Genomic DNA, 12,196 nt, shown 5'->3' with positions numbered 1-12,196 from the left:
CCACCGCTACTTCGTCAACTCGCGGAGAGAGAAGGTGGGCACGGCGCTTACGCGCCTTTGCCCACCCTACGGCAGCGTCGACTGTCTTACTTCTTCACCAGCGGACACTCGCTGTCCTTGAGCGGCTTGGCCGCGTCTTCCGCTGCGATCGTGGCGATCTGCTTGTAGTAGTCCCACGGGCCCTTCGACTCCTCGGGCTTCTTCACCTCGAACAGATAGGCCGGGATGAGACGGCGTCCGTCCTGGCGCAGCGGGCCATTGCCGAACAGCGGATCGTCGGTCGGCAGCTCCTTCATCTTGGCGACGACCTTGGCGCCGTCATGCGGGTTGCCGCCGAGCGCTTCCATCGCCTTGAGATAGTGTAGCACCATCGCGTAGTTGCCGGCCTGGGTCATAGACGGCATCGCGTTCTTGCTGGCCAGGGCGGCGAAGCGCTTCGACCAGGCGCGGGTCTGCTCGTTCATGTCCCAGTAGAAGGACTCGGTGAAGGTCAGGCCGTACGCGGTCTTTAGCCCCAGCGAATGCACGTCGTTGATGAACAGCAGCAGCGCCGCGAGCTTCTGGCCGCCCGATACGATGCCGAATTCGGCCGCCTGCTTGATCGAGTTCGTGGTGTCGCCGCCAGCATTGGCGAGGCCGACCACCTTGGCCTTAGACGATTGGGCCTGCAGCAGGAAGGACGAGAAGTCCGAGCTGTTGATCGGGTGCTTGACGCTGCCCAGCACCTTGCCGCCGTTCGCCGTCACGACGGCCGTGGTGTCGCGTTCCAGCGCGTGGCCGAAGGCGTAATCCGCGGTAAGAAAGAACCAGGTGTCGCCGCCAGCCTTGGTCAGCGCCTTGCCGGTGCCGTTGGCGAGCATGTAGGTGTCGTAAGTGTAGGAGATTGTGTTCGGCGTGCAGGCCTTGCCGGTCAAGTCGGCAGAGGCGGCGCCGGAATTCAGCAGCACCGAATTCTTTTCCTTGACGAGGTTGCTGACCGCGAGCGCGACGCCGGAGTTCGGCGTATCGGCGATCGCATCGACCTTCTCGTTGTCGATCCACTGCCGAGCGATATTGACGCCGACGTCCGGCTTGTTCTGGTGATCGCCGCTCAGCACGTCGATCTTCCAGCCCTTCTTGAGCAGGCCGGAATCCTCGACGGCCATCTTGATCGCGACCACGGAGTTCGGGCCGCCGATATCGGCATAAAGGCTCGACATGTCATTCAAGACGCCGATCTTGACGGTCTTGTCCTGCGCGTAGGCGGATGTTGCAAAACCGAAGGCGGCACAGGCCAGAAGGGCCGCATAGCGGCGCGCGAGCGTCGTCGTCATAATAGGTCTCCTCCATTTTCAATATGCGGACGGCTCTCTTGCGGAGCCTTGTTCCGGCTGATCGCTCTACCGTGTCCCACGGCCGGCGGCAATGCGCCTAAAGCCGGATGACGCTGCGGCGTAGCGTCATCCGTCGGTTAACCTTTGGGCAAAGTGTGTTGAGACGCTATTTGAGTGCGTCCGACGTCAGCCTGAATTTCTGGATGCGCTTTCCGGTATCGACCTCGGCGGTATAGACGTTACCCTTGGCGTCGACCGCCATCGCATGCACCCAGTGGAATTGCCCGGCATTGCGGCCGTTGTGCCCGAAGCTGCCGACCACGCTGCCGTCGTCGCGCTTGATCACCCTGATCTCGTTGTTCTCGCCGTCGGCGCTGAGCAAATAGGTCTGCTTCGGATCGGGCCAGATCGCGACGTCCCACACCGCGCCGTTGCCAAGTGTGTTCTTCTCGAAGAAGAACTCCTTCACGAAGGTGCCATCCTTTTTGAACACCTGGATGCGATTGTTGATGCGGTCGCAGACGTAGACGAGACCGTCATTGGCGAGCTTCACGCAATGGACGGGATTTCCGAATTGCTGGGAGACGGGCGCCTTGGGATCATACGCCGCCTGCTTGTTGTCATCGGGCTTGTTGCCATAGGCGCCCCAGTGCCGCTTGTAGGCGAGCGTCGTCGCATCGAACACGATGACGCGGCGGTTGCCATAACCGTCGGCGACGTAGATTTCGTTCGCCTCCTTGTCGATCGCGGTTTCGGCGGGCTTGCCGAGCTGCGTGGTGTCGTTGCTGCCGAGGCTCGGCGCGATCTTGCCGATCTGGGCGACGAACTTGCCGTCGAGCGTGAACTTCAAAATGGCGTTGTCGTTGTCGGCGTTGCCGCCGACCCAGACGAAGCCGCGCTCGTCGACCTCGATGCCGTGCTCGCGGCCGACCCATTCATAGCCTTCGCCCGGACCGCCCCACGACCGCAGCAGATTGCCGTCGGTGTCGAATTCGAGCACGGGAGGCGCCGACACGCAGCACTTCGAGCGCGGCGGGCTGAGGCTCGCGCCTTTCTCGTCATCGGTGAGCGAGCGCGGGCGATGGATCACCCAGATATGGCCCTGCCAGTCGACGGTGATGCCGCCGACCTGGCCGAGGATCCAGTTGTTCGGCAGCTGTTTTGGCCAGGAGGCATCGACCGCGAAGGTCGGGACGTCACCCGCAGTCGCCGTGCCTGGAAGCACGAACGCGATGGCCGCAATCAGGATGGAGAAGGCGTGAGAGACTCGTACGAGCGCACGGCCGAGCCTTGTACAGACAAGCCCTGCGCGATCATGCCACGGCGCCATGGCAACCTCCCTTTTTTGGCTTGCGGCTTGCTGCCGCTTGAGCACGGGCAGTCAATCGCGGGGAGGCACGCGAGTCAATCAGGCCGGCGAGCGGAAGCTCATCAGCGTGCGGGTCTTGTAGTCGTAGAACTTGCCGGTTTCGGTCCAGTCCGGCGCGCACATCGGCACGATGAATTCGGCGACCTGCTCGGGTGTCTCCAGCGTCGCCGGATCTTCGCCCGGCATCAACGTGGCGCGCATCCGGGTGCGGATCGGGCCCGGGTTGAACAGGTTGACACGGAGCGGCGTGTTCGTGGTTTCCTGCGCCCAGGCGCGGGCCAGTGTTTCCAGCGCGGCCTTGGAGGCGGCGTAGGGGCTGACATAGGCGGTGGCCTTGTTGGCGGCGCCCGAGGTGATGAACACGGCGCGGCCGGCATCGGACTGCCGCAGCAGCGGCTCCATGCAGCGGATCAGCTGGAAGTTCGCGGAGACGTTGACCGCGATCACATCGGTGAAAGCTTTCAGTTCGATGTGGCCGACCGGCGAGGAGGGGCCGAGCACGCCGGCATTGCCGACGAGGATGTCGAGCTTGCCATAGCGTTCGTGCAGGCCGGCCCCGAGCCGCGCGATGCCGTCGGAATCGGTGAGATTGAGCGGCACCAGCGTGGCGCTGCCGCCGTCTTTCCGGATCTCGTCATCGAGCTCTTCCAGCCCGCCCTGCGTGCGCGCCGTCGCAACGATATGCGCGCCGGCCTTGGCCAGCGCCCTGGCCGTGGCGAAGCCGATGCCGCGCGAGGCGCCGGTGACGAGAGCGATGCGGTTGGCGAGGGGTTTTGTCATGGCGGGGTTTTACAGGCGTGGATGGCCGGGACAAGCCCGGAATTTCTGCCCTCGAGCTCCCGCCGCAGCCCTACTGGATATTGGTACTATTGTTCGGGCCGTTCGCCGAGCTGTCAGGCGGTACCTTCATGCCCTGCCTGAAGGCGAAGACGATGAAGCCGACCAAAAGCCCTCCGCAGAGAATGGCGATGGTCAGCTGCATCGGCGCGGACTCGCGTCAGCTCGCCTCCGCCAACAGCGACAACTGCCGGGGCTGCTGCTCGGTCTGGGTCTGGTCGGTGAGGTGGGTCGGATACGCCCCGGTGAAGCAATGATCCGAGAATTTCGGATTGGCGGGGTCGCGGCCGGGCTCGCCCATGGCGCGATACATGCCGTCGATCGACAGGAAGGCGAGCGAGTCGGCGCCGATGATCTCGCGCATCTCCTCCAGCGAGTGTGTCGCGGCCAGGAGGCCGCCGCGATCCGGCAGGTCGATGCCGTAATAATCGGGATAGAGGATCGGCGGCGAGGCGAGGCGGAAATGCACTTCCTTGGCGCCGGCATCGCGCATCATGCGCACGATCTTCTTCGAGGTGGTACCGCGCACCAGCGAGTCGTCGATCAGGATGATGCGCTTGCCTTCGATCGCGGCGCGGTTCGCCGAATGCTTCATGCGCACGCCGGACTCGCGGATCGCCTGCGTCGGCTGGATGAAGGTGCGGCCGACATAGTGGTTGCGGATGATGCCGAGCTCGAACGGCACGCCGGAATGCTGGCTGTAACCGACCGCGGCGGGCACGCCGGAATCCGGCACCGGGACGACGACGTCGATCGGCACATGGCTCTCGCGCGCGAGCTGCGCACCAAAGGCCTTGCGCACTTCGTAGACCGAGCGGCCGTGAACGATGGAGTCCGGGCGGGAGAAATAGATGTATTCGAAGATGCAGGGGCGCGGCGCCATCGGCGGGAACGGCTTGTGGATGTCCTGGCCGTTCTCGTCGAACACGATGACTTCGCCGGGCTCGATGTCGCGAATGAAGCGCGCGCCGATGATGTCGAGCGCGCAGGTCTCCGAGGTCAGGATCGGACAACCGTCGAGCTCGCCGAGCACCAGCGGGCGGATGCCGCGCGGATCGCGCGCGCCGACCAGCTTCTTGTTGGTCAGCGAAACCAATGCATAGGCGCCCTCGATCTCGCGCAGGGCGTCGATGTAGCGTTCGATGAAGCGGCTGCGCCGGGAGCGCGCGACGAGATGCAGGATCACCTCGGTGTCGGTGGTCGACTGCATCATCGCGCCGTTCTTCACGAGCTCGCGGCGCAGCGTCAGGCCGTTGGTGAGGTTGCCGTTGTGGGCGACCGCAAGGCCGCCGGCATTGAGCTCGGCGAACAGCGGCTGCACGTTGCGCAGGATGGTGGCGCCGGTGGTGGAGTAGCGGACATGGCCGACGGCCATATTGCCGGGCAGGCGGTCGATCACCTCGCGGCGGGAGAAGGTGTCGCCGACGAGGCCGAGGCGGCGTTCCGAGTGAAAGCGGCTGCCGTCGTAGGAGACGATGCCGGCGGCCTCCTGGCCGCGATGCTGGAGGGCGTGGAGGCCGAGCGCGGTGATGGCGGCGGCGTCGGGGTGGCCATAGATGCCGAAGACGCCGCATTCCTCACGGAGCGTATCGCCATCCAGGTCGTCCTGAAGCTCTAGCGCGGCTGGGCCGAGATCACGTTGGGCGTCCTGGTCAGGGTGTCGCATCTCGTCCGCGCCTCTCTTTTAGGGCCTAATCAACGCGCCGCAGGTTTCTCGATCAGCTTCTTGAGGCTGTCACGAGCCGGTTTGCTGTATGCGTCGCCAGTGCCCGAAGGCTGCTGTTCGGAATCAGCTTGATCATCATCTGGTTTGTTTTTCTTGAATCTCTTCAAGATGGTGTTCTCGGGGTCGTCAGGCAAGAGGGCCATCAGCCAATCGCCGGTTCCCTGGAGCACCACCCGGGACTTTGCCCCCGTGACCCAGTCCGGGCGCTGCTTGTCCGGCACCAGCCAGGTGAAGAACAGGAACGCGACCACGACGATCAAAAGCCCGCGAGCGAGGCCAAACAGGAAGCCCAGGGTGCGGTCTAGCGCGCCGATGCGCGAATCCAGGATCATGTCGGAGATCCGGACCGTGATCACGGAAACCACGACCAGGGTGCCGACGAACACACCGGCGACCACGACGACGCTCGCCACCGTGTCGTTGTTGAAATAGGTCTTTGCGGTCGGCAGCAGCTTCGAGAACGAGTACAGCGTCACGATCGCCGCTGCGCCCCAGGCCGCGATCGACAGGATTTCACGCATGAAGCCGCGGACCATGGCGAGCAGGCCCGAGATCAGCATCACACCGAGCAGGATCAGGTCGAGGAGTGTTACTGGCATCGGCTGGTCGGGTCCGCTCGTACTTCAAAGGTGCTCAGCGAATCGGTGTTTGGCCGTGGCCCTAAGTGAGGGCCAGACGGCGTTCCCGGCAAGGCCGCAACCACGCAATCCCATGCTGCTTTTGTGACGGCTGTATAGCGGTGGGGGCGGAGGACGTCACCTCCGCCTAACCCTCTCCACGGCGGAATCTTGCCGGTGTGGCATTTTTCTCCGCCGGAGGGCTCGAGTCGCCGCGGCGGGAGCCCCGGGCCGCGATCTCGGCCACCAGTGTCGTCAGGCTGTTGATCGCGTTGAGGGACAGTCCGGCGTCGCCGCCAGCATCGCCGCCCCGGGCCGATTCGGGCAGCACGGCGCGCTTGAAGCCGAGCTTGACCGCTTCCTTGAGCCGGGCCGGGGTCTGCGCCACCGGGCGGATGACGCCGGAGAGCGAAATCTCGCCGAAATAGACGGCATCGGTGGGTAACTGCGCATTAACCAGGGATGAAACCAGTGCGGCCGCGGCGGCCATATCGGCCGCCGGCTCGTGGATGCGCAGGCCGCCCGCGACGTTCAGATAGACGTCGTGGCCGGACAGCTTGACCCCGCAATGGGCCTCCAGCACCGCCAGCACCATGGAGAGCCTGCTCTGATCCCAGCCGACCACGGCCCGGCGCGGGGTGCCGAGCGAGGTGGGGGCGACCAAGGCCTGCAATTCGACCAGAACGGGCCTCGTGCCCTCGATGCCCGCGAAGACTGCGGTGCCCGGCGTGCCCAGATCGCGCTCGGACAGGAACAGCTCGGAGGGATTGGTGACCTCGCGCAGGCCAAGGCCAGTCATCTCGAACACGCCGATCTCGTCGGTCGGGCCGAAGCGGTTCTTCACGGCGCGCAGGATGCGGAATTGCTGCGAGCCTTCGCCCTCGAAGGACAGCACCGCATCGACCATGTGCTCGACCACGCGGGGGCCTGCGATCTGGCCGTCCTTGGTGACATGGCCGACCAGGATGATGGCAGCACCCGTCTTCTTGGCGAAGCGGATCAGCGCCTGCGCCGAGGCGCGCACCTGGGTGACCGTGCCGGGCGCGGATTCCACCGTGTCGGTCCACATGGTCTGGATCGAGTCGATCACGATCAGCCGCGGCACCGCGCCTTCCGACAGCGTCGAGACGATATCCTCGACAGAGGTCTCGGCCGCGAGCTGCACCGGCGCGTCCGACAGGCCGAGCCGCTCGGCGCGCAGCCGCACCTGGGCGACCGCCTCTTCGCCGGAGATGTAGACGATGCGGTGGCCGGCGCGCGCCATCATGCTGGTGGCCTGCGTCAGCAGCGTCGACTTGCCGATGCCGGGATCGCCGCCGACCAGCAGCACCGAGCCGCGGACGAAGCCGCCACCGGTGACGCGGTCGAGCTCGGTCATGCCCGAGGACAGGCGCGGAGCGTCCTGGGTCTTCCCCGACAGGCTCTCCAGCGCAAACGTCCGTCCCTTGCGCTTGGAGCGGATCGAGACCGGTACGCTGCCGGTCGTGTCCTCCTCGGCAAGCGTGTTCCACTCGCCGCAGGATTCGCACTTGCCCTGCCAGCGGTTATAGGCCGCGCCGCAGTTCTGGCAGACGAAGGAAAGCGTGTTCTTGGCCATGGGGACAGCGAGTCGGGGGGGTCAGGTTTGCTGATAGCACGGAATGACGGGCGAGACGGCGATGGCCGGCACCCCCATTAGCCCAATTCACCGCAGCCGATACACCCTTTGTTAGCTCTACGCCGCCGCGCCGTTCCGGACTTTGCCAAATGTTAGCGGACGCGGGTCCAGTTTCGAAACCGATACGGGATGGCGAAACGAATGACGGTAGTCTTGCGGATAATGCTCGCCGTGGGCATGGCCTGCGGCTTTCTTCTGCCGGCAGGCGGCGCCGTTGCTGCCGACGCCGGGCGTCTCAACATCGTTTTCGTCAACCCCGGCAAGACCGGCGAGGTCTACTGGGACATGGTCGCGCAGACCATGCAGGCCGCGGGCCGCAAGCTCGACGCGCATGTCGAGGTGCTGACCAGCGAGCGGAATTACCGCACCATGCAGGAGCTTGGCTTCGGCGTGGTGGCACGCGCCGACAAGCCGGACTTCCTCATCCTGTCGAACGAGGAATCCGCTGCCGTTCCCATCCTGGAGGCGGCCGAGGCCGCCGGGGTCAAGACGCTGCTGCTCTCGAATACGTTGATCGGCGACGACGCCGCGCGCCTCGGACCGCCCCGGCAAAAGCTCAAGACCTGGCTCGGCGACATCACGACCGATCTCCAGACCGCGGGTGCGAGGATGGCCAATGCCTTGATCAAAGTGGCGCGCGCCGAGAAATGGCAGAGCCCGGACGGCAAGATCCACATTCTCGGCATCGGCGGCGACGAGATCACGCCGGCCTCGATCGCCCGTAACGCCGGTCTCAAGCTCGCGGTGGACGCGGCGCCCGACGTGGTGGTGGACCGGATGCTGTTCGCGAACTGGACCCAGTCGGAGGCAGAGCAGGTCACCAGGAATTATCTGAGCTGGGCCACGCGCAAGGAGATCCGGCCTGCCGGAATCTGGGCCGGAAACGATCCGATGGCGCTCGGCGCGCTTCGCGCGGTGGTCGCTGCCGGCCTTACGCCCGGCCGAAACATCCAGCTGGTCGGCCTCAACTGGTCGGAGGACGCGCTGCGCGAGATCAAGGCGGGACGTCTGCTCATGACCGATGGCGGACATTTCCTGCTCGGCGGCTGGTCGGTCGTCCTCCTGCGCGACTACGCCGACGGCTGCGACTTCGCGACCGCATCGCCCCGCGTCGAGGCCAGGACGTCCGCGATCACGCGCGGCAATCTCGCTTCGGTCGGAGACCTCATCAAGACGCGCGCCTTCGATCGGATCGATTTCGCGCGCTTCAGGGCGAGGGCAGGGCGCTGCGGCCAGTACGATTTCTCCATCGATGCGCTCATCTCTTCGCTGACGCTTCCGGAAGGCGCTGCTGACTGATGCGAAACGGTGACGACATGACCGACCCGGATCGCAAGCAGCAGGCGACGGCGCCGTCGCGCTCGCGCTCGGTGGTTCGTGCGATGATCTGGGCCACCGTGCCGGTGCTGCTGGTGGTGCAGCTGCTCGCCTCCGCCGGCGTCGAGGCATCGAGCTTCTGGTCGCAGATCAGGCAGCTCGACGCGCGCATTGCCCGCACGGCCGAGAGCCGCGCCGAGCTGATCGCCGAGCCGCTCTGGAAGATGCGCTACGATCAGGTCACGAGCGTCCTCAACGAGATCATGCACGACGAGACCATTGCCGCGGCGGCCGTTTATGACGACACCGGCGTCGCGATCGCGCGGGTGGTGGCGCGGCCGGCGGACCAGGCGGTATCGGAAGTCTCGCGTCCGATCCGCTACAGCAACGGCAACATCGCCGTGCAGGCCGGCCGTATCGCGATCGCCTATTCCTATGCGACGGTCTACACGGACACGGGCAGCCGGCTGATGCTGCTGCTGGTGGTCGGCCTGCTCGCGACATTTGCCACCCTGATCGCGATGCGGATATCGGCCAACATCTTCATCGGCAAGCCGCTTACCGCGATCATGTCGGCGATCCAGCGCAGCAAGCAGGACGGGCGCGCGTATCCGGCCGACATCAAATCGACGAACGAATTCGGCCAGCTCGCGCATGCCTTCAACGCCATGCAGCACACGACGTCGGGGGCGCTCGACCGGCTCGGGCACATGGCCGCGCACGATCCGCTCACGGGCCTGCCCAACCGTCGCTCGCTGTCCGAGCATCTGGTGACCCTGAGCGGCGATGCCGGCTCGCCGGACTCGCTGATCGCCTTCTGCTTCATCGATCTCGACGACTTCAAGGGCATCAACGACACATTCGGCCATGATGCCGGCGACAAGTTCCTGGTGCACATCTCCGAGCGCCTTCGCGATGCGGTCGAACCGCAGGATTGGGTCGCCCGGCTCGCCGGCGACGAATTCGTCGTGATCCGCCCCGAGGTCAGCAATGAAGCGACCGCCCAGGCGTTCGCGCGCCAGCTGCTCGATGCGATTTCCGTGCCGATCCGGCTGCACGACAAGCAGGTCGTGCCGCGCGCCAGCATCGGCCTTGCCGTGCGCCGTGCCGCCGATCCCGAGCTGTCGCATTTGCCGGCGCTCGCCGACATCGCGCTCTACCATGCCAAGAGCAAGGCGCCGGGCACGGTCGCCGTGCTCGACGAAGCGCTTCAGCGCGACTATCGCCGCCGCCGGGATCTCGAGCTCGCCATTCCCGCAGGCTTCGCCGAGGGGCAGTTCGAGGTCTGGTATCAAAGCCAGGTCGACCTCGGGAGCCAGGCCGTTGTCGGCCTCGAGGCGCTGATCCGCTGGCGCCATCCCGAACTTGGCTTGATCGGTCCCGGCGAATTCCTGCCGCTGATCGAGCGCAGCGGCAACAATGCGCGGCTGACGCGCTACGTGCTGACCGATGCCTGTCGCGCGTTGCAGCGACTGGTGTCCGCCGGCAGGGCGCAGATCAGGATCGCGATCAATCTGCCGCCGTCCGAGCTTGCCGACCATTCGCTCGCTGCCGAGCTGCGCGCGACCTGCGCGCGTTTCAACGTTGCGGCCTCGTCGCTGGAGCTCGAGATCACTGAGGGCTCGCTGATCAACAACATCGCCAGCGCCTCCGAGACGCTGCACCGCCTGCGGCGCCTGGGCGCGACCATCGCGCTCGACGATTTCGGCACGGGCTACAGCTCGCTCGCGCATCTCAGGCGGTTCCCGCTCGACAAGGTCAAGATCGACAAAGCCTTCATCAGCGAGATCCCTGACAGCGCGGAAGACAAGGCGATCGTCGGCGTCATCGCCTCGCTCGCCGGCACGCTGGGGCTGACGCTCGTCGCGGAAGGCATCGAGCGGCCCGAGCAGGCTGATGCAATGCGCGAGATGGGCGTGATGCTCGGGCAGGGGTATCACTACCATCGGCCGCAGCCGCTCGACGCCGTGCTGCAATGGCTCGAAAAGCAGGCGGTACCCACTGAGACAAGCCGCGTCCTCGCCGGCAGCCCGTCGATCGCGCCCGAATTCGCCGCCTGAGCGCGATTACGGCTGCGTTGCGTTCCAGAGCATGGAGAGGCCCGCAGCGATCATGATCGCGTCCATCACCAGACGGAACATCTCCGGCTTGAGATGCAGCACGAAGCGTTTTGCGATGAAGGCGCCCGACATCAGCGAGGAGCCCGCAATCAGGCCCTTGATGAAGACATCCTGCGTCAACGCGCCGAAACGTTCGAAGGTCACGGACTTCGCGAAGTAGAGGCCGAGCGAGGAGGCCGCCTCGGTTGCGAGGAACGCACCCTTGGACAGGCCGTAGAACAGGAACAGCGGCACGCTGAGCGGGCCGGTCGAGACCACGATGCCGGTGAGATAGCCGATGATCGCCCCGCCGATCGCCAGATGCCAGAGATTGGCCTTGAGGTCGTGCCGCGCCAGCCAGTGCCGCACCGGCACCATCGCGATCAGGAAGATGCCGATGGCGAGATCGACGGCGTGCGAGGGGAGCGCGAGCAGCGTGCGCGCGCCCAGCACGGCGGCCGGAATGCCCGTCACCGAATAGGCCGCGCAGGCCCGCCAGTCGACCTCGCGCCACCACGCCAGGATCCGCGAGAAGTTCGCCATCACGGAGGCGACCGCCATGATCGGCACGGCTTCCTTCGGCCCATAGGCATAGACCAGCACCGGCATCAGCATGATCGACGACCCCGTGCCGACGATGCCTGAGACGGTGCCGGCGATCAGGCCGACGATGAGGACGAAGAGAAAGGCCAAGGTGCTCTCCACGAATCGGGAGAGTTTAGCCGTGGCCGGCGATGTGGGCGATCCATTCCAGGCGAGGGAACCGATCGCTCAGCGCATGCGGTCCGGGCCGGCCGTCAGCCTTGCTCGTCCATGATGCGCAGCTTCTCGACGCGGCGGCGAAAATCCTCGTCCGTCGAGAATTCGGCGGAGAGATAGGACGAGACCAGATCCACGGCGAGCCAGGCGCCGACGATCTGCGCGCCGATGCACATGACGTTGACGTCGTCATGCTCGACGCTCTGATGGGCGGAATGAACATCGTGGCAAACCGCGGCGCGGATGCCCTTCATCTTGTTGGCCGCGATCGAGGCGCCGACGCCGGTGCCGCACACCATGATGCCGCGTGCGGCTTCGCCTGACGTCACCTTCTGCGCCACGGCCCGTGCGATGTCGGGGAAATCCACCGGCTTGTCGTCATGGGAGCCGACATCGACGACGTCGTGGCCGAGGCTGCGGATGTGATCGATAACGGTCTGCTTGAGCGGCCAGCCGGCGTGGTCGGATCCGATGACGAGACGCATGTGATGTCCTTCTTGAG

General features: G+C 65.5%; 11 protein-coding genes. 2 read left to right on the top strand and 9 right to left on the bottom strand.

Going from position 1 to position 12,196, the window contains the following annotated elements; genetic code table 11:
• Positions 1-86: 86 nt before the first annotated feature.
• From HAP41_RS27975 to radA, 7 genes are all read right to left on the bottom strand, one after another.
• Positions 87-1,313 carry an ABC transporter substrate-binding protein gene (locus tag HAP41_RS27975; RefSeq protein ID WP_166095833.1) on the bottom strand — a complete coding sequence of 409 codons (1,227 nt, stop codon included), beginning with the start codon at positions 1,311-1,313 and terminating at the stop codon, positions 87-89.
• A 166-nt stretch (positions 1,314-1,479) separates the two neighbouring features.
• Positions 1,480-2,643, bottom strand: coding sequence for an NHL repeat-containing protein (locus HAP41_RS27970; RefSeq protein WP_166095839.1), 1,164 nt, complete (start codon positions 2,641-2,643; stop codon positions 1,480-1,482).
• Positions 2,644-2,721: 78 nt separating this feature from the next.
• Positions 2,722-3,462, bottom strand: coding sequence for an SDR family NAD(P)-dependent oxidoreductase (locus HAP41_RS27965; RefSeq protein WP_166095850.1), 741 nt, complete (start codon positions 3,460-3,462; stop codon positions 2,722-2,724).
• 70 nt (positions 3,463-3,532) lie between these two features.
• A complete protein-coding gene (locus tag HAP41_RS50095) occupies positions 3,533-3,664 on the bottom strand; it encodes a hypothetical protein (protein ID WP_256478295.1) in 132 nt (43 codons plus the stop codon).
• Positions 3,665-3,679: 15 nt separating this feature from the next.
• Positions 3,680-5,185: an amidophosphoribosyltransferase gene (gene purF, locus HAP41_RS27960; RefSeq protein WP_166095863.1), complete on the bottom strand. Its 1,506-nt coding sequence runs from the start codon at positions 5,183-5,185 to the stop codon at positions 3,680-3,682.
• Between the two features lie 29 nt (positions 5,186-5,214).
• Positions 5,215-5,844 carry a CvpA family protein gene (locus HAP41_RS27955; RefSeq protein ID WP_166095866.1) on the bottom strand — a complete coding sequence of 210 codons (630 nt, stop codon included), beginning with the start codon at positions 5,842-5,844 and terminating at the stop codon, positions 5,215-5,217.
• Between the two features lie 166 nt (positions 5,845-6,010).
• A complete protein-coding gene (radA, locus tag HAP41_RS27950; protein ID WP_063983719.1) occupies positions 6,011-7,459 on the bottom strand; it encodes a DNA repair protein RadA in 1,449 nt (482 codons plus the stop codon).
• Positions 7,460-7,660: 201 nt separating this feature from the next.
• On the opposite strand from radA, the gene HAP41_RS27945 reads away from it, so the two are divergent.
• Both HAP41_RS27945 and HAP41_RS27940 read left to right on the top strand, forming a co-directional pair.
• Complete coding sequence (locus HAP41_RS27945; RefSeq protein ID WP_224580724.1) at positions 7,661-8,818, top strand: ABC transporter substrate-binding protein; 1,158 nt, start codon at positions 7,661-7,663, stop codon at positions 8,816-8,818.
• Positions 8,818-10,896 carry a putative bifunctional diguanylate cyclase/phosphodiesterase gene (locus tag HAP41_RS27940; RefSeq protein WP_166095870.1) on the top strand — a complete coding sequence of 693 codons (2,079 nt, stop codon included), beginning with the start codon at positions 8,818-8,820 and terminating at the stop codon, positions 10,894-10,896. The genes HAP41_RS27945 and HAP41_RS27940 overlap by 1 nt, the downstream gene beginning before the upstream one ends.
• Before the next feature lie 6 nt (positions 10,897-10,902).
• Here HAP41_RS27940 and HAP41_RS27935 read toward each other — a convergent pair whose 3' ends face one another.
• Both HAP41_RS27935 and rpiB read right to left on the bottom strand, forming a co-directional pair.
• Positions 10,903-11,628: a sulfite exporter TauE/SafE family protein gene (locus tag HAP41_RS27935; RefSeq protein WP_166095880.1), complete on the bottom strand. Its 726-nt coding sequence runs from the start codon at positions 11,626-11,628 to the stop codon at positions 10,903-10,905.
• Between the two features lie 104 nt (positions 11,629-11,732).
• Positions 11,733-12,179: a ribose 5-phosphate isomerase B gene (rpiB, locus tag HAP41_RS27930; RefSeq protein ID WP_028149726.1), complete on the bottom strand. Its 447-nt coding sequence runs from the start codon at positions 12,177-12,179 to the stop codon at positions 11,733-11,735.
• Positions 12,180-12,196: the final 17 nt, after the last annotated feature.

Origin of the sequence: Bradyrhizobium barranii subsp. apii (assembly GCF_011516635.5) — a bacterium.
Taxonomy (GTDB): domain Bacteria; phylum Pseudomonadota; class Alphaproteobacteria; order Rhizobiales; family Xanthobacteraceae; genus Bradyrhizobium; species Bradyrhizobium barranii.
This window is presented reverse-complemented; position numbering and strand designations above follow the sequence as displayed.